A 21,294-nucleotide genomic window follows, 5' to 3' on the forward strand; every position below is an offset into this window, starting at 1 on the left:
GCATATGAGGTGATGGAATGGATGAAAAAAAGAAAAAAAGGCTGGTTTCCAATAATTGTTTTCGCTTTACTGTTTGGTCTGTGTCACATGGCTATTAACCTAATGTCTGCCATATCAGGCATGATACCAGAAGGTAACTGTACCAAAGTAATTTTAATGTTTTAAAAAATAGTATTGTCAAAAGCACTGACTTATTTTTACAATAGGTGGGTGCTTTTGACATATATTAATCAATTTTAGAAAGAAAATTATCTATAGCATTAGAAACTATAATGGAAATACGTAAGGGCGAATTCATGGATTTAATAGAAAGTATTATATCTTAGCTAAGAACAAGTATGTTGGAAATGTTATGAAGTTTTTTATAAAAGAACAATATTATTACTTAACCAAAAGGGAATATTTGAAATCATAATTATATTATTATACAATTAAATAGATAGAATAAAGTTTTTTATTGATAAAATTCTACTATTAAGAGTATTATCTGCCTAAAAATTGCAAATTTAAGGGGGGTAAAAATGATATATGAGTTATTCAATTTATGTAGCTGATGATGAAAAAAATATAAGAGAATTAATACAATCTTTTTTAGAAGATGAAGGATTCAGGGTCAAATTATTTGAGACTGGAGATGCACTACTTTGTGAGTTTGAAGAGATACCTGCTGATTTAGTTATATTGGATGTCATGATGCCGGGAACAGATGGATTTAGTATTTGTTCATCCATTCGCAAAAAGTCGGATGTCCCGATTATTTTGCTTACTGCTCGTGGAACCGATGCAGATTATGTTACAGGTTTTACATTGGGTTGCGATGATTATTTTGCTAAGCCTTTTTCTCCTATTAAACTTACTATGAGAGTTAAAGCGATTTTTAAACGACTATCAAAAGAGAAAGAAAAAACAACAGATGACGAACTGAACTTTGGTGACATTGTGTTATATCCCATGCAAAAAACAGCATATTGTAAAAATAAAGAATTAAAACTTACTAATACAGAGTATTCACTACTAAGTTATTTAATTGAAAATAAGGACAAGGCAATTTCCCGTGAAGAGTTGCTCAATGTAATATGGGGTTATGATAGTTTTGTAGAAACAAGAGTTACTGATGATACAATAAAAAGGTTGCGAAAAAAAATACTTACTCATAATAGCAATATATCCATTGAGACAGTTTGGGGATTTGGATTTAAGCTGAATCTGAAAGATTAGGCGATAATAATGAAAATAAAACAAAGAAAAAAAGTAAAAAATTAAAGTTAAGTCTATTTTTAATTCCATCCAGTGTAATACTTATAGCATTTTGTTTAATATTAGCAACATTTAATATTGTAATTCAATATATAGAGAAATTAACTAATATATAGAGAAATTAACTACTAAAGAAATCAATAGAGAGTTTAAAATTTTTGATATATATTACTATGGTTCTAATTACTTAAATAATCATCAAAATGATGGGAAGGATAAAAATGATTTGGAGTTTTTCATTACAGTCTACTATGCTATACTTGATGAGAACTACAATGCTCTAATACTAAATGATAAATTATATTCAGAGTTAGGACAAGAAAGAATACAAGTAATTGCAAAATACTTTAGAGAAAATCGCAACATTATTAGTAAGAATCAAGCAATTATGTTAAAGCATGATCGCAATACTTTTTACATCAAACCCAAAATTTATCATGGGAAATCTGATGGATATTGTGTTTTAAAAGATACTTCTCATGAAGCAAAAGATTTTACTGTAATCGTATATGCCAATATAACACCAATGCAAAATTTCGTGGACTTAATACACAAGATATTAGGTTTATTAATGATCTTGTCAGGAATTATTTCAATCTTTGTTATCTTAAGAATGACAAAAAAAATTGATAATTCTTTCAATAAGTTAAAAAAATATATTATAGACGTAGGGGAGCGTAAGGCTTTACAAGAACTAGATGTATTAGATTACCGAGAGTTTAACGATGTTGGAAAGACAGTACAAAAAATGTCATCTCTAGTTGTTGAAATCTTGTTTTTATCCAAAATGGATATGGATCATAGTAAAACGAATCAAGAAATAATTGAATTAAAAGAGTTGATATACGACTGTTCTTGGAGATAATGCATACATATTTGGAGATGAACAACGTTTGGAGAGAGCTTTTTTAAATGTTCTTTCCAATGCTACACGGTATGCAAAAACAACAATTAAAATTATTTGTGAAGGTAAAGAAGAGAATATTGTTATATCAATTATTGATGATGGAAATGGAATATCTAATAAAGATTTGCCACATATCTGCCACAAACTTGATACAGTTTTAAGGATATTTTTCCCAAATGTTTTGTTTATAATAAATACAGATGGTAAGTTAAGACAGAATTCTTAACAATATAAAATCATCTAAAATAAAATTAAGAGGAGATGTTAAACAAAATGTTAAATCAAAAATCAAAAATTCTAATAGCAGGTATGCTGACTGTGGCAACAGTAATTGGAGGATCTGGTATTAAAAGTGAAGCAAGAATGTTAAAAGATATGAACTCTAAAGAAACAGTATCTATTCAGACCATAGATACTTCTAGTCAACCTGACATTACAAAACGTTTCGGAGAAATGAATTTCTTGAGTCAAAGTGAAAAACAAAGGTTGATTGATGAGAAAAATGCCGTTAAACCGTATTACAATAAAATTAACAGTCTTGAAAAAGAAATTCGAAAAATAAGTGACAATATTATGAAAGACGCAAAGGAAATACTTCAAGAATATGATTCAATTTATTGGGCAAATATGACTTTGTGGATGAAGTTAGATTCTGAAGTTCCAGAAACCCCTTATGATAAACTTCCTAGCAATACAGAGCGTATCAAGACATCAAAAGTACTTACAAAGAATGAAAAAGAAATTTTGAAAAATGATGCTAAACGCTTAGATGAAATTGATGCTGAAATCCAAAAATATTACGATAAGGTAGAAAAAGCAACAGCTACTTTGGGCAAACAAATTGATATAGAGTATGAAAAGATTGAAGCAATTAATCAAAAGAATAGTGATATTTGGCAAAAGATTCATAAAAACATGGATGGTAAATAGAATATAATACAGTATTACCTTGATAACAAAAATTAGTTACTTAGCAGAGGACTTTAAAATTATATAAAGATTAAAACATTAAGGATGCGTATTGCTATGATTTAGGGTCATAGAAATACGTATCCTCTTTTTATACTCTATATAATATCTCTAAAATATCTAGAGCAAATTCTTTTTCACCACAACGCATACTGGTTTGAAGATGAAATTTGGGTCAAAAAATGGGGAAATTAGGTTGATAAGTAAATGGTTGAATAATATACTATAGATAAACATAAAAGTAGAAAAGTATGCTGCTATAATCAATAAGGAGGAAAATATATGTATCAATACAAAAATGTAAAATTAACTCCAAAAGGATTTATTGTATCAGAATTAGAAATGGTATACCAATGGAATTTGAAATTATTTTTGAAGGAGAAATAGATAATTAGTATTAAGGATTTTATTTTTATATAAGTAGTATAATGTATAATAATTAAAATAAAGTAATAGAGGTGAAAATATTGGTTAAAGAAAAAAATAAGGCAAGGTTACTTTTATATGGAAGTATTTTTTTAGCTATTGCATTAGGGGTATATGCTCAAGATATTGCTTATTTTTTGTATAATAATTTGGCTGTACCTTTAATGGTAGGTATAAGCATTGCAACAATACTTAGCATACTTTTCTTCTTGAGTCCACCTATATTGGTATCTAGGATTAATAAACAAAATAAAGTTGGAGAGAAAGAAATTAATATATATTTAGGCATTAATGCTTTAATAGGTATAGTTATATCTACATTTTCATTAATTGTTTTGATAGCTTGGTTAGGTTAATATAATTTATATTTCATTCATTTAATAAATAAGAAATAATTTAAAGAATATATGCAAAAATTTAGTAGTGAAAACTATTTGTATTTTTATATAAATCTAAAACTAAATATAGAAAAATAAAGAGGTAAAGTTTAGTTAAATTATAGGTCAATATAAACTTCAATTTGGAATTAGAAAAAGTGTAAATACCATTGTTCATAACATTAAAATATATAATTCATGACAAATCATGGCATAGAAATATAAAATTGTTATAATAAAACCAAATAAATAATTAATTAACAAAGGAAGGGGGATATCACGCAAGTACTCCATACAATATGGTCAGATATAATTATATTGCTAGTGACACCTGCGGAGGATAGCAATAAGCTTTTAAATCAAAAAGAAAAGATAATTTTTAAAAAACGGATAAATATTAATTTATGCATCTTAGCTTGATGAACTATATTCTTTTTGTTTATTGGCATGAAAAAATTCTGAATATATAGTTATGGAGTTATATGATTTCTTTTATGTTTTTATTGGGAAAAAATAAAGGAGGGGTTTTATAATGAAAAGAATGCTTATCTTATGTATTACTTTGTGTTTGCTGCTTACTGGAATTACAGGAACTGCTTTAGCAGATAGTGGTATTGAGGTTAAATTGGAAAATCTTGAAAAACAAAAAGAAAATAATTTGATTTCAATAAAAGAACAATTAACACAACAAGATATGATGGCACATTATTATATCTACGAAGAAATAATTGAAGAAGAATATAATGCTCTGAAAAGAAAAGTTGAAAACCAATATGGTCATAAGTCACTTTATAGAGCTGATGATAAAGTTAGATTAAGAAATGGTGGGCAAATATCCTATAAAATGGGGGAAAATATAACTAATGATCCAAGAGGACACGCTTTTTTAGTGTCAGATTATTATACAAAAACACAAACAAAAGATATAATAAGAAAATATGATAGAAATAACAGAATAACATGGAAAGACCTATCAAGATTTGTAATTGAAACTGTTATATCTGAAAAAAGTAAAATTCCTTATATAGGACCCTTATTAATTGGTATAGAAGGCACAAAATTAGTTAGAGATTATATAACAGTAAAACAGATAGAAGCAGTAGAAAACTCAAGAACGGGTTGTATGATAATTGCATCAAGTTCTACTACAGTAGGTAGAAGTACTACAATTAGAGTATGGGAAGATACTCCTTATGCATATATACCAACAACTGCTACAAGAGTAAAAATTAAACATTTTTAAGGGGTGCCATTAGTAAGATGGATCAAAATATAATAAATTTTATAATAAAAAAGGTTATCATCCCTCTATATTTGTCTTATCGCCTTTATAATATTATAAAATCGATAAAACAGCAAAAATCAAATATAATTAGTTTCACTAAGTTATTTCAACCTATTGTGTTTCTTTTTTTAGTTTTTTCTTATACACATTATTTTAATTACGATATTTTAGATGAAGTTATGATATTTATTGCTTTCCCTATACTTTTTTTAATTGAATCAGTTTTGTTTTTTAAAAACAAAGCTGATTGGACTGCAAAAGAAAAAATAATATATATAACAATTTTATCTTCTTTTATAATCACTGAATTATTATATGTATTTAAGCTTAAGAATATTAACCCCACTATTTTTTCTAAATAGTGAGGGTTTATTATTTTTCTATACCAGTTTTAAGAACCTTAGAGTTTGCTCTTTATATTTTTCCATATATGTCCTCTAATAGTTTTGAATGTTCATTAGTTGGGTAGATAGGATTTTTGTGAATACAATATTAATATTATATATTTGTAAGCATTGTCAAAAAAGTGTATATTTGTGATATAGTTAATGTAAGTTATCATTTTGCTAGGGAGGTATGAAGTATGTTTATAATAGCAATTTGTGATGATGAACAGATAATAGTTTCACAAATTGAGAATATATTATTGGATTATTCCAAAAGAACCAGTTTGGAAGTAGATATTATAGTATTTTATTCAGGGGAAGAATTGTATAAATATATGGAATTGGGGTATAACTTTGACTTAATATATTTGGATATTGAAATGGAACCTATGAATGGACTTGAAGTAGGAAAGATGATAAGAAATAGGATGCAGAACCATAAAACGGACATTGTTTATATCTCAGGTAAAGATGGTTATGATCGTCAGCTGTTTGATGTACAGCCCTTGCACTTTATTTCAAAACCTATTGATCCCAATAATGTGATAGAAGATTTAAAGTTAGCTATGCTTAGGGCAAACAAACTAGGGGGTGTATTTACATATAAAAAAGCCAATGAATCACATAAAGTACCAATAAAGGATATTATATATTTTGAGAGTCTTGGTAGAGAAACAAGGATTGTTACAGTAAATAACGAAGATATTTTTTATGGGGTAATGCAGAAAATATTTGATATAGTCGGGAAATATCAATTTATTAGAATTCATAGATCCTACATTGTTAATTATAATCATATATCCATTTTTAGATATGAGGAAGTTATTATGTCAAATGGGATAATACTACCTATAAGTCAGGCAAAAAGAAAAGAAATTAAAGATATACAGTTAAGTATAGAGCAGGAGGAATAAGTGGTGAGCATTGATATACATAATTCCGTTTATATTTTCAGTAATATCTTTATGACTTATACAGTATATAAGTTTATGAAAATATTTTATGAAAAGGAAAATACAAAAGCAAAGGCAATAGAAATAGGGCTTTATGCTATATATTTTATAGCTATTACTATATTACGTATTTTTGTTAATATCCCTATTATACTCTTGATTTCAAATTTGGGACTTTTCCTAATGCTAACATTAAATTATAAGGGTAGTTTTAAAAAGAAGATTTTGACAGCTTTTTTAATATACCTTACTTTAATGTGCATTGAAATGATAATTGTTTTATCTACAGGATATTTTAAATTAGATTTTTTAATAAGAAATAATTATGAATCAATTTTAGGAATTATTATTATAAGAATAGTATCATATTTTGTAGTACTGATTATAGCAAGCTATAAAAATATTCGTCAAGGTGATATTGTTCCTAATACCTACTGGGTATGCATACTTATTATACCAATAGGAACATTATATTTACTGATTACAACATTTATGGTAAGTGGACTTGCATCTGTAACAATATTTATAGCTATAGCACTGGTATTATTTATTAATTTTGCAACATTTTACTTATATGATGAAATTTCAAGAATATTATCAGAGGAAAAAGATAAGATACTTATGCAGCAACAAAACAAGTATTATGAAAACCAGCTGGAACTAATGAGAGCATCTTTGAAGTCTATAAAAACCATAAAGCATGATTTGAAAAATCATATGGGCTCCTTATATGCCTTGGGGGAAGAAGATAAAAAAGAAGAGTTACTGAAGTATTTATCTGGGATGATAGAAGTGCTTAATAATAAAGAAGGTTTGGCATCTACAGGAAATACTGTTATAGACAGTATAATCAACTTTAAATTACAAGAGGCAGAAAAGGAGAAAATTGCAATAAATATAGATTTAAATATTCCGAGAGAACTAAAAATTCCTTCATTTGATATAACTATCATTCTAGGAAATCTATTAGATAATGCATTAAATGCAGTAAAGAAGTTGGAGAAAGATAGATACATAGATATTAAAATCAAATATACAAAAGGACGATTAATTGTAAGGATAGATAACTCCTTTGATGGAATAATCATAAAAGAAAAAGGTAGAATAATTACTTCACATAGAGATAAGAACAATCATGGTTTAGGATTAGAAAGTGTAAAAACAGTTTTAGAAAAATACAATGGAACTATAGAATTTAAATATGATAGAAATAAATTCCATACAGGGATGTTAATGTTTATTGAGTGAGAACAAAGATTAAATTAGTCTTTGGTTGGATAATGGATAGGTTACAATAAACTAGACAACTAAATTAGGTTCATGTAAACTAATATCAATTAATATAATTGATTTAATATAAATAGGGAGTGTGATATCGTGAATATTAATCTCATGGACAGAAAAATGATTAAAATGCTCTGTACAAAGTCTGTAGGTATGAATTTGGGCGACAATTTGTACAGAGGTAGATATTTTTTAGTCGCTTTTGATAAATAAATTCATACATATACAGGCTTTGTTTCCTTAATTAAATAATAAATTTAAGGAAGTGAGCTTTATGAAATATGTAAGAATTGATAGAATATTACCAGATGATTTAGTTAAAGAAATTCAAAAGTATGTCCAAGGCGAATATGTATACATTCCTTCTCTTCCTGAAAAGAGGAAAAGATGGGGTGAAAAATCTAAAAGTCGAGATTATCTAAAGGCTAGAAATGAAAAGATTCTAAACCTGTATATGGGTGGGCAATCAATTAGCAATCTAGCTGAAGAATTCTTTCTTTCGGAGAGTAGTATTAAGAAAATTGTATATAAAAAAGATAAGTAGATTAAAGCTACTACTTTTATATGTGTAGTAGCTTTTGTGTAAAAGATGATATAGAAATGATTATTATCTTTCTTAAAAAATGTAGAAGCTTTAAAATGGTATTGAAGATAAAATTCATTTGAAAACGAATTTTCAATTCTTCCAGTAGATATTATAACAAAAGGAGAGAATCAAAGTGAATAAAAAAATATCATTAATTCATTCTACAAATTTAGCTGCAGTAGATTATGCTTATGCTGGACGTATACCTTCTGGAATGGACTTATTATTTTTGGCGGGGGCATGTCCCATTAATAAAAACGGAGAAGTACCTAGCTTGAGTGATTATGAGTTTCAGGCGAAACTTTGTGTAGAGAATTTAAAGGAAGCACTGAAGGAATGTGGGGCTACTTTGGAAGATGTAGTATATACTAGGGTTCTTGTAGCATCTCACCATCAGTCAGATTTGGTAACTGCATGGGAAACAATAAGAGAAAAGTTTGGTAATCACCATGTTCCAAGCACTTTATCCGGAGTTACAGTATTAGGATATACAAATCAACTGGTGGAAATTGAAGCAGTAGCAGCAGTAGAAAATAATACAAAATGATTGAAGTATTTGCGTCTAAAGAGAAAGATATCTTCATAAAAAATAAATTTTATTAGAAATATAAATGCATTGAGATATAAACCCTTGTTTCTCTTGCTTTATATAAGTTCTAAAATCTAATATAGAGATTAAAGGAAGTGAAGTTTTCGGTCAACTATTGATTGAGGCTTCCTTCTTTTATGTATGGTACATCACTAGGAATAGAACAACTAATGATGAATATTATATTTCACAAACAATAAAATCTATACAATTAATGGATTACATGTAGAATTTATATACGTTATAGTCTTTCTATTCCGTCCTATAAATTAGCAATAATATGTTCTTCAAAACATAAGTTAGCTTTAGAAGAACATATTGATATCAATAAGCCAATACAAGAAAAATTATTGCTTAGGGAAAAAGGCAGCGCAATTAGAGATGTTTTTGATAGTGCATTACCTAAAATTCTAATAGAAGAAATCAATAGTGGTGAAATTTTTGAGATAAAGGTAAATGATTTCCAATTAGTTAATATAAATCATATTGTATTTCATAAAGATAAATTTCAAACAAAGAGTTTTAAAACATTGATCAAAATAATTAAGAATAAAGCGGATGATAAGTGAATGTACCTTCATTCAGCAACAGTAATTGTAAGAAATGGGACTATACCTTGGATACAACGGGACAAGAGAAAGAGGGTAACCAAGTCTTAGAATGACAAAGTTGCCCATATTCCTATACTAATTGGCATTAGCTTGGTTCAGAGCTTGCTTATTCTGATCAAGATGTGAACTAACAACTTTAATCAAAATAAAATAGTTCTTCAAACTTTTTATCAAGTGCAATACACAGAATCAGTGCTAATTTAGCACTAGGATTAAACTGTCCTGTTTCAATAGAGCTGATTGTATTACGGGAAACGCCCACCAGTTCAGCAAGTTGCTGTGTTCTCCCATAAAGCTATTGAATATTACTTCGAAAATAAAAACAAAGCAAAATGCAGTAAAACCAAGTTTACTTGTCAATAGAATTTACTAAGTTTTATGTACAATATTAAAATATTAAGAATCAAGAACTTAAATAGGATATTAAAGAGATATACTCAGAAAATGTAAAAGAGTATAAATTATTTTAAAAATAATCTAAAACTGTACAAAAGTTAGATGACTTATTTGAAAAGATGAAATATTATATAAGTACATCATGATGTAAAGTTAGAATATTACTAGCATTTTTGTTTGAGAAGGAGGTAGAAGAATGATTAAGGAATTTATGAAAAAGCTAACAGTAATAGTTTTGGCTCTAATTTTGGTTTTACCAAATATTAGTTTAGCGGCAGGACAAGAAGATTATCTTTCGGCGGAAGAAGTATTTACACAAGAAGAATTAGAAATACTAGAAAAGGAAGTAGAGAAAAAAGATTTAGAGTTCGATAAGGGTGATGAAGGTTCTATTACTTTGCAATCAATTGGGATATACCCAAGAAGAAAAGGAGTTATTCTCGTAACAAAAGATAAGTTCAAGGGTATAATACCAACAGGACATGCTGCGATTGTATATAGTTATGGAACGGTAGTTGAGTCATTATCTGGAGGAGTAACAACAGGAGCAAATGATTGGAATCAAACAAGAAAAACTTGCTATGGAGCAACAGTTAAAGGAACAACTACAGCACAGGATGAAGCTGCAGCTAATTGGTGTTATAGAAAGTTAGGGTTACCCTATAATTGGAACTATCTTAATCCTTATACAAGGGATAAGTTTTACTGTTCTCAACTAGTATACGCAGCATTTTTGGATAATTACAGAATCAATCTAGATACTTCCGATTTTGGAGTTGCAGTTCATCCAATGGAATTAGTAAATAGCAGCAATACATCTAAAATATATGAGAAATAAACATAAGTTATAAATCAAAGGGAACCATGGTTCCCTTTGATTAAATTAGAAATGAGGTTATAAAGATGAAAAGGTTAGTTTATATTGTTGGAATAATAGGAGTTTTAGTTACTATAAATGGGTGTAGTCCTAAGTTAGATAAATCTAAATTTTTAGGTAGTGAAAAGGCTAAAATTGGGATAGTAGAGACAATAGCTACTGAATACAATAGTAGTATCCATTGGTATGACAAGGATTTAAATAAGGTTTCAGAGCAAAAGTTGAAATATGCTATGTTAGGATCTTCATTCCATAATCCAGTTTATTATGATAATAAAGTTTTTATGATTCCTCAAGGATTAGGAAATAAAAAGGATAGTAAAAAAGTGATAAGTCTTGATAAAAATAATTTTGAAATAACAGAATACTCTTTCAATAATATAGCATTAAATGATGTTGCAGTTAGTGAAGATTATATTTATACAATAAATACACTTAATGGAAATACACATATATCAAGATTAGATAAAAAAAATAATGAAATTAAAGAAATAATAGTGGATAAAGAATATTTTAGTGGAATTACGATTTTAAAAGGAAAAATATATGCATTTAGTTCTAATATGTTAACCACATTTCCAAGGTTTTATCTTTATATTTATAATGAAGAACTAGATATTTTGGATAAAAAAGATATTACTCAATATGGAACAGGTCAATATAAATTTATGTATGATGAAAAATATTTATATGCCGGAGTGACGAGTACAAAGGAAGATAAGCCAGCAAATAGTATATTAAAAGTTTCAATTGATACAAATGCAGTTGAGATAATAGATATAGGTGAAGAGTTTCCAAATGATATTCTTCAATATAATAATAAAATAATAATAACAAATCATGATCTTGTTACATATGAAGGAAGTAAAATAACTATTTTAGATAAAAATACTCAGGAACTTGAGATTGTAGAATTAAATAGAAAAGCAGAATTTGCAGGTGTAATAGGAAACTCCTTAGTTGTAGCAGATCAAGAGAGTGTAAGTCTATACAATATAGAAAACAAATTTGAATTAATAAAAGATATATTCATTGAGAAGCATGAAGATTCTTATATTTCTAGTATAATTATATTAGAATAATTTTATAAATATAAGTAGGTGATAAATGTTGAATAATAGAATTCAATTTGAAGGGTATATAAAAGGTTATTTAAACAATTATCTAGAAAGAAAGAAAAATAAAGAAGATTTTGAGATTGGATTTTATGAATATTTGTTAAATCAAATCTTTAATGTTGCTGGTAGAACTATATTGACTTTACTCTATACTTTTAAAAAAGAGAATTTATTACAAGGCAACACTTCTGAAGAAAGATACACTTATTTTGACAATTATTCAAAAACTGATGATTTTCACAAATTAGTTGACAAGTTATATCCTTTACTTACTCTAAGGTTAGATAGAATTATTAACAATCATATAGTGAATTATAATAAATTAAAAGAAAGAGTTGAAAAAGATAAGATAGAACTATTTCATAAATTTGGACTTGAAATAAATTCTATAGAAGATTGTCATATAAAATATGGTGTTTCAGATGCTCATAGAGGATTAAATTCTATTTGTATTATTGAAAATAATAGTAAAAAGATTGTTTATAAGCCACGTTCAGGTAGAATAGACACAAACTGGGGATTTTTCATTGATTGGTTTAATTCTAAAAATCCCTCATTAAAATTAAGTATAAATAAAATTATAGATAAGGGTGACTATTACTGGCAAGAGTATGTGTACAATAATCCATGTGAATCAGAGTTGGAAATAAAGGAACTTTATTATAGGATAGGACTCTTATCATCAATATCCTATGTTTTAAGAATAGAAGATTTGCATATGGAAAATATAATAGTAAACAGAGAATTTCCTTATTTAGTAGATTTAGAAACTATTTTTCAACTGGATGCTTTTCAAAATGGTGATTTGAAATTAAAAAGTGTTACTGACGTATTAAACAAGAAAGTAAGACAATCTATTTTAAGTACACAATTGTTTCCAACACCTAGTAAGTTTCAAGATTCTAATGTAGATATTTCTGGGATTACAGGAAGGATATATATATTATTCCAAGATAATTAAAGAAGAACTTTTACAATTAATAAATTCGGAAAAGTTATTTAGTAATATTTATCCTAGATATCTTTTTAGGAATACAAATTTATATTCTATGATTCTTGAAATGAGTACAAATCCTAAATATTTAAAGGATAAATCAGATTTGGACAGGCTATATAATCTTCTTATTGATGAGAATGAAATACATAAATTTAGTGATGTGTATCAAACAGAGGTAACAGATTTATTTAATGATGATATTCTATATTTTTATGGATGTATTAATGATGGAACTATATATAACTCCAATGGATATAGTTGCTTTGCACTAGGGAGAACCCCTTTAATGGAAGTAAATGAAAGAATTAATAAATTAAATCAAAAAGATATGTATATTCAAATTGATTTTATAAAAAAATCAATGACAAACCAGAAAAAGACTTGGAATTCAATCAGAGAAAAAGTAGATTATGATGTAATTAGAAATATTAACAGGGAAAACTTATTAATAGAAGCTGCTAAAAATATAGGAGATATATTTTTATATAGTGGCTTAGCAGGCAACGCAGTATTCTTTTCAAGTTTGTATGTTGAAACCAAAGATATAAACTACAAAATTATATTGGAAAAAATATTGAATACTATAAGAATAGACTTAGATGGAATAAATAATAAAAATATATCAGCATTTAATGGAATCATTTCCTTAGCATATTTATATGCTTTCTTATATAATCAAATAAAAGATAAAAACATGCTTAAGTTAAGTCTTGATATTGTAAAGCAGTATAAAGAAAAAATTTTAGAAATTACTTCATATGACATAATTGATGGACTAGCAGGTGTACTTATAGTAGTTCTAAATATATTTCAATTGAGTAAAGACAAAGAATTAGAAATATTAGCTATAGAAATAGGAAATAAGATAATAAAAAATATTCAAATAGAACAAGGAATAGCTTATTGGGCAAATGGTAATGAAAATCAATTCATAATAGCAGGATTTTCCCACGGATTATCAGGTGTAATTTATGCACTCAGTATGTTATATGAGCTGGCTGGATATAAAGAATATATATCAATCATTGATAATTTAATACACATAGAAAACAGTTATTACAATGATGATATTGAGAATTGGATAGACTTAAGAAGGGAAGATAATTCAAAAGATATAGAGAAGGCTTTAAAGGTTGTCTAGTTTATTGTAACCTATCCAGAGTAATATATAAAAAACCAAGTTTGTGTGGAAGTTTTCAAAGAAAATAATATCATTACGGTAATTATTTAGCATAATGGTAACAGCTTTTACCTGAAAATTTTAAGCTAGGTATTGATTCTTATGGCGTGAAAATTCAGTTGTAACTCATTTATAACACGAATTATTGCCAACTTCAATATTTGTGAAACTCAGCAGATAAAAATTTGGTATCTCAGTTATTAAAATATTAGGCATATTTAGATATATGGTTTCGATATTCTAAGGGATCCATTTCTGGACATTTTTTTGAGTCATACCATAATTAGTGAACATAACAATTAATCTCTCTTTTCTTTTGGTGTTAGATTCTACTTTTTATATTTGTAGTATGCATTTCTTGGAATACTAAGAATCTTACATATTTGGGTCACTGGATAGTCTTTATCCTTAAAAATCTAAGATATTGTATTCTGCTTCCTTCTTTACTTTCGAGTGTCAAGCTTTCTTTCGAATTCTTCTCCGGCTTAAATTATATTTTGATCCTTGCTATAAAAGAGAATTTTATTTTGTAAAAGCACAGATTATTTTATATTACTGATTTTTCTATTGAAAAACATCTAATTTGACACATAAATTCTCAACTTAATCAAATCTTTTTTGTTAACATATCTAATAATTTGGCATAAAGAACTATTGACTTTATTATACTTTTCCGAGATGATAATTTTTAACGCCTTTAAATCCCGTTTTAAGCTATTGCTTTTATTGTAATTATTACTAACATGTATTATATATAATTCTTTACTATACTCTTTCCACCTTTATTAAATCTAGAATACAATAACTAAACTTATGGGCATAAATTTTATTTTCAGATGATTTAACAGCTATTGAATTTTAAATTTGATCTGTAAATAATGCTCATAATAGTGAAAGTATCATTTTTATATTTAATCAATGGAAAGAGGGATAAACATGACTGTAAATCTGCTAAATAAAAAGGATATAAGTAGTATAAAAAAATTTAGTGATAATCAAGAATTTGTAATAGCAAAAAGAACACAACACTATAGGATATTTTTGGCTAAGGTTACAGATATTGAATTTGCTGCTCATAATTCTATAGAATTAATATATGTCATTGAAGGAAAAGTTAAGATTCAAGTGAGAAGTCATACTAGAACTTTAAATAAGGGAGATTTTCATATAATTAATTCTAAGAATGCTCATTGCATATACCAGAATGGGGGAGAAAATGTACTTTTGTGCTTTCAAATATATCCAGAGTATTTAGAAAAAAGTCTTGGAATAGAAGGGGATTACATCTTTTCAAATGATATAAAAGATATAGAAGTTAAAAGGAATATAGAGTATGCACTAGGACTTCTTTATATAGAAAGTCTAAATTACAAAGACAGGGCTGATGTTAAGAATAAAGGAATTACGATTTTACTAGAGTCTATTAAACATTACTTAATGACTAAGGAGTGTATAGAGGTTGTAGATATCAATAATAATGCTGAATGTATTGTACATGATATTTTGGAAAGATATTCAGATACATTTGCTAGTGAGGATATTACTTTAGCAAAAATTGCGTTAGAATATAATATCAGCTATTCATATCTCTCCCGTGTTTTTAAAACAGTAACAGGAATAAACTTTATTAGTTATTTTTCTAAACAAAGATTAAATAAGGCTATAGATTTATTATTAAATACAAATAAAACAATTACAGATATAGCCATTGATAGTGGATTTGCTGATGTAAAAATGTTAAATAAACACTTTCGAAATACTTTTTCAATGTCACCTACTAAATTAAGGTATAAATATGAACGCGAAAAGGATAAAGAAAATAGAAGGTGGATTTCCTGCAATCAAGCTGTCCAAGAATTTATCAGAAGGATAGAAATAGAGAGAAATAACTTGGATAACAAAAGAATCACTGAAGATTGTGTTTATAACTTAGATATTAAGGTGAGTACTAAGACTGAGAGTAGGATTTATAAAGATGTTGTAGATTTAAATGATATTATAAATAGTGATATTGGTGGGTTAGGTTATGATTTGAAGAGTTTTAGTTTCCAAAATATACTTATAAGGTTTAAGTTCAAAGAGGGCAAGTTTTTTTTAGTAACAAAGAACGGTACATTAAGAAAATTACTAGATTATGAAATTAACAAATTAGTTATAGATTTAGACTATAATAATATAATTCCTATTATTCAAATAGACTTTATATCATATAATGAAGAAATGTTTTATAAAAATGAAGATAGATTTTATGAAAATTACTATTTTGACATAAAAAAATCATTCGACTTTATATCTATGATTATAGGTAACTCTAGGTTGGCTAAATGGAAATTTGAATTATATATTCCAAAAATAAATACATTTATTATAAAGGATGGGGTTTCAGCAATATTGTTAAAGCATATTACAGGTTTTGCCAATATATTAAAGAAAAGATTTGGGGCAGGATATTCTAACTGGGGAATATATATCGGACAATTAGAAATTACAGAGGAGAAACAAGATATAGGATATATAAAAGAGTTAAAAAAGTTATCTTATGAACCTGGATTTTATAGACTGGACTTACTATACTATCATAGTAAAGTAATCTGTAAAACAAAGTTTCCTTCTTTAGCAGATAATCTTAATGTTTTAATGGAGCAAGTTAGAGAAGATTTGAATATCAATATTAATGATATAAAAGAGAAATTAATAGTAAGGTTTAATTATATAGTAGATAATACAAAGCTGAAGGAAGAATACAATATTCTATATTATAATCTTTGCTTGAATATATTAATGTTAAATATGAAACGAAATAAATTTTATATAACTTCATTTAAAGTAACCAATTCTGGAATAGAGAGCGAATCAGATTATGTAAGTTTCTATAATAAATTTGGTATAAAATCTACATTTTATTATATATATAAGTTTATTTCAGCATTGAAGTCAGACTTAATATCTAACGGAAATGGATATTTGGTAACAAGGGATGGAGATGACTTAGTTATATTTTTATACTCTGATTACATGGAATGTTATAACTATATTGAGAATAATATGGAACTAGATCCTAAGCTATTAGGAAAAAATATTACATTAAATGTTAATGGCTTAAAAGGTAACTACAAAATTAGTGAATATCAAATAAATTATGACAATAGTACTTTTTATAAACGATTTATAGACAATATAGGAATAGAAGTTATGACTGAAGAAGAACGATCATATGTGGAAAGTAGAAGTTTACCCGAAATGAAAATAAATATTTTAAATGTAAAAGAATCTCTAAAATATCTTACTCAACGAAGATTATTAGACATAAACCTTATAATAATGGAATCTATATAAATAGATAATAATATATAAAATGACAAATAAGGATAATTTTAGTGTAAAAAAAGGAGTGAAAGTATAATTATAGGAAACAACAGTATTAAAGTAGACAAAATAAGAGAAAAATAGACAATATAATGGGCAATTTTAAGGTAGAGATATGTTCTTGAATTAAATATTATATAGTTAATGATAAAGGTGGGAGATGTTATTGAAAAGTATAATGTTAGTTTTATTGGGAGCAATTGGATTTGTAACAGGATACAATATTTCTACAGCTGTAGATAAGATGATTTTATGGAAAGAAAAGCAGAACAATAAAAAATATATTCTATATCATGTTGAATGTAAATTGGATAATTGGATTAATGGGATTTTAGTTTCTTTGGGAATGACATTGGCGTTTAACTACTTTGTGTTTTATAAGTTTATTTTTACATCTATGATGTGTATAATTGCAGTATTTGGAGCCAGAATAGATGAAAAGATAAGGATAATTCCTAATGAACTAGTTTTAGTAATATTGGTGCTTGGTATAATTAACAGGTTAGTGACAGGGGGAGTTAAATCGTTGGGTGGTGGTTTCTTAGCTCTTACAATCACAGCTGGGATATTTTTCTTGTCAGCCTTTATAACTAGATTGCTATCTGGTTCTATAGGTATTGGAGCAGGAGATATTAAATTAGCTATGGTACTTTCTCTCATGTTGGGGTTTGAAAATGTCTATTTGTTTCTAGTGGGAATTGTTTTGTTTTTAACACTTTATATTATAACTGGTTTTTCAATTAAGACCATGTGGATAGGAAGTGCGTTTCCCATGTGTACTCAGATTATGGGTGGTTGTATCATGGCGATGTATGAACCAATTATAACAAGAGTTGCAGAAGGCTTATTCAAGTTTATAGGGTAAAGAGGGGGAAGTATATGGAACTAAACAAATTATATAAGGAAGAAAGTGGACAAGGTATGGTAGAGTATGGGTTGATTTTAGCTTTGGTTGCAATAGTAGCAATTAGCACATTGGTAACTCTAGGTGAAAACTCAATTAAGCCTATATATAACAAAATAAAAGAAATGTTTCCTGCTGCCTGAGTTATAGAATAATTACTACGGATTAGATACACTCAGTGTATTTAAATATTATAGTGTATTTAAATATTATATAGAAAGAAGGTGTGCAAATGAAATGGTTAATGAATGAAGAAAGTGGACAAGGTATGGTAGAATACGGTCTAATATTAGTATTGGTATCAGTAGTAGCAATTGTTGCGCTAGGTGCAGTTGGTGGCAAGTTAAAAGAAATATTTGAAGGGCTTACTGAAAAGTTAAAACCATCAACATAGTGCTTAATTTAAAGCACCATAACAGTTTATAGTAAGTACAAAGGAGATGGTGGGAATCATCTCCTTTGTACTCTTTAAGGAGATAGAGATAATATGGAAAAGTACATAAGAGATGAAAAAGGATATAGTCTTGTTGAGTTTGCTCTGGTTCTTCCTATTATGCTTATCATACTCGGGTTAATTTTTGATATAGGTAGAGCTATTCATATAAAAACTAATTTACAACATTTGGCAGGAGAGATACAGAAAGTTGTAGTCTTATATGAAGAGGCTGGAACCAAGGGTGGAATGAAAACATATTCTAGTTACAAAGGTAGAGAAGAATTAGTGAATAAGGTTATAGATGAAAATACAACATTAGATAAAACTAAATTAACTCATCGTATTAGTACTGAAGGAGTAGAAGGAAGAAGATATACAGGGCATCATTATAATTTTCGTAGTGGGCAATTTGTTCGTACAGAAAATAGGAATGATATAGAATATATAACTGCTACTGTAGAGTATTACATGCCTTATAGTATGTTTGTAACCAAGACAATTTTAGGAGAAAGTATAAAACTTTCTGAATCCTATACAGGACTAATGTACGTAGGGGGAGATGGATGGGATTAAAACTATAAAAACCTAAAAAATCTTATGAAAATTAGGTGGTGATTAATATTTTTGATTTAAAAGGAGATGAAAAGGGTCAAGCAATGGTAGAATATGCCCTTGTGCTACCAATCTTTTTAATGATTTTAATGTTTACTATAGATGTTGGTTGGTTAATTTATCAGAAATCAATGTTTGACTATACTTGCAGAAACTCTGCTTGGGAACTTAGATTAGGCCAAGATGAAGATTGGGTAATGAACAATGGTATAGAAATAATTCATAGTGGGAGATATGCAAATGATTTACTTAGTCAACAATTTAAGGAAGTTGACAGAGATGGAAAATTTAAGATTGATATGAATAAGGTTTCCTTTGCTAATGGAAAAATTGGTATCTATCCTGGAGAAAAAGAATATAAATATAAAAGACCAGGTTCTATACCAGATGATGTAGTTGTTCATACTGATTTAAAGTTTAAAACAGTTACAATGGAAATTGAAGGCAAGATAGAATACCAAGTTTATGCCTTGACTCCCTTGACTAAACCTTTCTTTAAGGATGGCATAAAATTGACAAATAATTTGTATAAAGCCAAAAAAACTACAATGAGAAGAGTAAGATGGCCCACATAAAGAGGTGAGAATGTGTTTGCAAGATTTAGAAATAGCGAAAATGGAGATATACTAATACTATTTGCTGGAACATTAATATTAGTAATCATATTTTTAGGGTTATCCACAGATGTGATTTTAGCATTTAATAAAAGAGACAAGCTAGTAGAAATTGGGAAATTAATGAGTGAGGCTAGAGTTGATTTAGGTGAAGAATTATGGCATTCAGAAGAACCGCAATCTACATTAAGGGAAATCACTTGGGAAATAGCAAAAAGAAATGGATTAGAGATGAATCAAGTTGATGTAAAATGGATAGTTAAGCAAGAGACTAATTCCTATAGAGCCTCAGAAATAAGTATTGTATTAACTGATGTATATAAGTGTAGTACATTAAAGATGATAGGTATAAATGAACTTCCTATAAAAGTTAATATAAAGGGTGGACAGGATAAACATACAGGTGGTACCCCAATTTGGCTTCCAGGTAGATAATTTTGAGAAAAGGTAGGTAGAGCTGTTGAAAAGAACTAGAATAATAGCCATGATTATATCAGGTTTTGTTTTTATAATAGCACTAATAAATCCAATAAAAGTTAAGAAAGAAGAAATACCAGAGGAAGATTTAGTTCAAGTAGTCATGGCTAGGGTTGATATAGAAAATAAAATAAAGATAACAGATGATATGCTAGAAGTAAAAAGGATTCATAAATACTTAGTACCAGAAAATTCAATTTCTGAAAAAGAAGAAGTGGTAGGGAAAATATCCTTAGTCTCCATGTTTAAGGGAGATGTTTTCATACCACAAAAAATAGAGGAAGTAGGTAATTCCAGTGCAGGACTTGCTGCTTCCATACCATTAAATATGAGAGCCATTACAATGAATGTGGCACCTGATACTGGGGTAGCAGGACTTATAAAGGTAGGTAATAAGGTAGATATAATATCCATATTAAAAGAGGAGCCACGTGAAAGGGGTGTTTTGCTTTTACAGAAAAGAGAAGTTTTAGCTGTTGATAATATTATAAATCCTAATACTTCTGAATATACGAATGAAGGATACTATGTGACTATTACATTAGCAGTTACTCCAGAGGAAGCTTTAAAGTTTTCTTTAGCACAAACTATGGGAATAAGTAATCGAGCTATTTTAAGAAATCAAGAAGATGGAGAAGTAATTGATATAGAAAGTATAACACAAATAGATATAGTGAAGTAACTATC

25 protein-coding genes and 1 pseudogene are annotated in these 21,294 nt (G+C 27.7%); 25 read left to right on the forward strand and 1 reads right to left on the reverse strand.

Features of this window, described 5'->3' with window-relative positions; translation table 11 throughout:
- Positions 1-12: 12 nt before the first annotated feature.
- The 13 genes from BUB33_RS16090 to BUB33_RS15730 all read left to right on the forward strand — a co-directional run bounded on the left by BUB33_RS16090 (position 13) and on the right by BUB33_RS15730 (position 9,588).
- On the forward strand, positions 13-165 hold the full coding sequence (locus BUB33_RS16090) for a hypothetical protein (protein WP_159429190.1): 153 nt from the start codon (positions 13-15) through the stop codon (positions 163-165).
- Between the two features lie 363 nt (positions 166-528).
- The gene (locus BUB33_RS11050) at positions 529-1,218 is read left to right on the forward strand and encodes a response regulator transcription factor (protein WP_072976324.1); all 690 of its coding nucleotides are present in this window, start codon (positions 529-531) and stop codon (positions 1,216-1,218) included.
- Positions 1,219-1,483: 265 nt separating this feature from the next.
- The gene (locus BUB33_RS11055; RefSeq protein WP_072976325.1) at positions 1,484-2,122 is read left to right on the forward strand and encodes a hypothetical protein; all 639 of its coding nucleotides are present in this window, start codon (positions 1,484-1,486) and stop codon (positions 2,120-2,122) included.
- 7 nt (positions 2,123-2,129) lie between these two features.
- The gene (locus BUB33_RS11060; RefSeq protein WP_084725390.1) at positions 2,130-2,390 is read left to right on the forward strand and encodes an ATP-binding protein; all 261 of its coding nucleotides are present in this window, start codon (positions 2,130-2,132) and stop codon (positions 2,388-2,390) included.
- A gap of 47 nt (positions 2,391-2,437) precedes the next feature.
- The gene (locus tag BUB33_RS11065; protein ID WP_072976327.1) at positions 2,438-3,094 is read left to right on the forward strand and encodes a hypothetical protein; all 657 of its coding nucleotides are present in this window, start codon (positions 2,438-2,440) and stop codon (positions 3,092-3,094) included.
- A gap of 506 nt (positions 3,095-3,600) precedes the next feature.
- Positions 3,601-3,915, forward strand: a complete 315-nt coding sequence (locus BUB33_RS11070) for a hypothetical protein (protein ID WP_072976328.1) — start codon at positions 3,601-3,603, stop codon at positions 3,913-3,915.
- A 553-nt stretch (positions 3,916-4,468) separates the two neighbouring features.
- The gene (locus BUB33_RS11075; protein WP_072976329.1) at positions 4,469-5,179 is read left to right on the forward strand and encodes a hypothetical protein; all 711 of its coding nucleotides are present in this window, start codon (positions 4,469-4,471) and stop codon (positions 5,177-5,179) included.
- Positions 5,180-5,196: 17 nt separating this feature from the next.
- On the forward strand, positions 5,197-5,583 hold the full coding sequence (locus BUB33_RS11080; protein ID WP_072976330.1) for a hypothetical protein: 387 nt from the start codon (positions 5,197-5,199) through the stop codon (positions 5,581-5,583).
- Positions 5,584-5,804: 221 nt separating this feature from the next.
- A complete protein-coding gene (locus BUB33_RS11085) occupies positions 5,805-6,521 on the forward strand; it encodes a LytR/AlgR family response regulator transcription factor (RefSeq protein WP_072976331.1) in 717 nt (238 codons plus the stop codon).
- 3 nt (positions 6,522-6,524) lie between these two features.
- Positions 6,525-7,808, forward strand: a complete 1,284-nt coding sequence (locus BUB33_RS11090; protein ID WP_072976350.1) for a sensor histidine kinase — start codon at positions 6,525-6,527, stop codon at positions 7,806-7,808.
- Positions 7,809-8,118: 310 nt separating this feature from the next.
- Positions 8,119-8,388, forward strand: coding sequence for a CD3324 family protein (locus BUB33_RS11095; RefSeq protein WP_072976332.1), 270 nt, complete (start codon positions 8,119-8,121; stop codon positions 8,386-8,388).
- Positions 8,389-8,563: 175 nt separating this feature from the next.
- A complete protein-coding gene (locus BUB33_RS11100; protein WP_072976333.1) occupies positions 8,564-8,977 on the forward strand; it encodes a RidA family protein in 414 nt (137 codons plus the stop codon).
- A 392-nt stretch (positions 8,978-9,369) separates the two neighbouring features.
- Positions 9,370-9,588 (forward strand): type 2 periplasmic-binding domain-containing protein, encoded by a 219-nt coding sequence (locus BUB33_RS15730; RefSeq protein ID WP_072976334.1) that lies wholly within the window; start codon positions 9,370-9,372, stop codon positions 9,586-9,588.
- A 178-nt stretch (positions 9,589-9,766) separates the two neighbouring features.
- Here the strand turns inward: BUB33_RS15730 and BUB33_RS11110 are convergent.
- Positions 9,767-9,910: pseudogene (locus tag BUB33_RS11110) on the reverse strand (helix-turn-helix transcriptional regulator); the annotation flags it as partial.
- 312 nt (positions 9,911-10,222) lie between these two features.
- Between BUB33_RS11110 and BUB33_RS11115 the strand changes: the two are divergent.
- The 12 genes from BUB33_RS11115 to cpaB all read left to right on the forward strand — a co-directional run bounded on the left by BUB33_RS11115 (position 10,223) and on the right by cpaB (position 21,289).
- Positions 10,223-10,864 (forward strand): YiiX/YebB-like N1pC/P60 family cysteine hydrolase, encoded by a 642-nt coding sequence (locus tag BUB33_RS11115; RefSeq protein ID WP_200778203.1) that lies wholly within the window; start codon positions 10,223-10,225, stop codon positions 10,862-10,864.
- A gap of 65 nt (positions 10,865-10,929) precedes the next feature.
- On the forward strand, positions 10,930-11,985 hold the full coding sequence (locus BUB33_RS11120; protein WP_072976335.1) for a hypothetical protein: 1,056 nt from the start codon (positions 10,930-10,932) through the stop codon (positions 11,983-11,985).
- Positions 11,986-12,010: 25 nt separating this feature from the next.
- Positions 12,011-12,982, forward strand: coding sequence for a DUF4135 domain-containing protein (locus BUB33_RS11125; protein ID WP_084725394.1), 972 nt, complete (start codon positions 12,011-12,013; stop codon positions 12,980-12,982).
- Between the two features lie 19 nt (positions 12,983-13,001).
- Entirely contained in the window at positions 13,002-14,159 is a 1,158-nt protein-coding gene (locus BUB33_RS11130) for a lanthionine synthetase LanC family protein (protein WP_234950040.1), read from the forward strand.
- Positions 14,160-15,134: 975 nt separating this feature from the next.
- On the forward strand, positions 15,135-17,534 hold the full coding sequence (locus tag BUB33_RS11135; protein WP_072976338.1) for a helix-turn-helix domain-containing protein: 2,400 nt from the start codon (positions 15,135-15,137) through the stop codon (positions 17,532-17,534).
- A 196-nt stretch (positions 17,535-17,730) separates the two neighbouring features.
- Positions 17,731-18,429: a prepilin peptidase gene (locus BUB33_RS11140; protein ID WP_159429191.1), complete on the forward strand. Its 699-nt coding sequence runs from the start codon at positions 17,731-17,733 to the stop codon at positions 18,427-18,429.
- 14 nt (positions 18,430-18,443) lie between these two features.
- Positions 18,444-18,611: a Flp family type IVb pilin gene (locus tag BUB33_RS11145; protein WP_072976340.1), complete on the forward strand. Its 168-nt coding sequence runs from the start codon at positions 18,444-18,446 to the stop codon at positions 18,609-18,611.
- A gap of 89 nt (positions 18,612-18,700) precedes the next feature.
- Entirely contained in the window at positions 18,701-18,862 is a 162-nt protein-coding gene (locus tag BUB33_RS11150) for a Flp family type IVb pilin (RefSeq protein WP_072976341.1), read from the forward strand.
- 93 nt (positions 18,863-18,955) lie between these two features.
- A complete protein-coding gene (locus tag BUB33_RS11155; protein ID WP_072976342.1) occupies positions 18,956-19,477 on the forward strand; it encodes a TadE/TadG family type IV pilus assembly protein in 522 nt (173 codons plus the stop codon).
- A 35-nt stretch (positions 19,478-19,512) separates the two neighbouring features.
- Complete coding sequence (locus tag BUB33_RS11160; protein ID WP_132984278.1) at positions 19,513-20,091, forward strand: TadE/TadG family type IV pilus assembly protein; 579 nt, start codon at positions 19,513-19,515, stop codon at positions 20,089-20,091.
- A gap of 12 nt (positions 20,092-20,103) precedes the next feature.
- Positions 20,104-20,565, forward strand: a complete 462-nt coding sequence (locus BUB33_RS11165) for a TadE/TadG family type IV pilus assembly protein (protein WP_072976343.1) — start codon at positions 20,104-20,106, stop codon at positions 20,563-20,565.
- A gap of 25 nt (positions 20,566-20,590) precedes the next feature.
- Positions 20,591-21,289, forward strand: a complete 699-nt coding sequence (gene cpaB, locus BUB33_RS11170) for a Flp pilus assembly protein CpaB (protein ID WP_072976344.1) — start codon at positions 20,591-20,593, stop codon at positions 21,287-21,289.
- Positions 21,290-21,294: the final 5 nt, after the last annotated feature.

Source organism: Tissierella praeacuta DSM 18095, assembly GCF_900128955.1.
In the GTDB taxonomy this organism is placed as follows: Bacteria; Bacillota; Clostridia; order Tissierellales; family Tissierellaceae; genus Tissierella; species Tissierella praeacuta.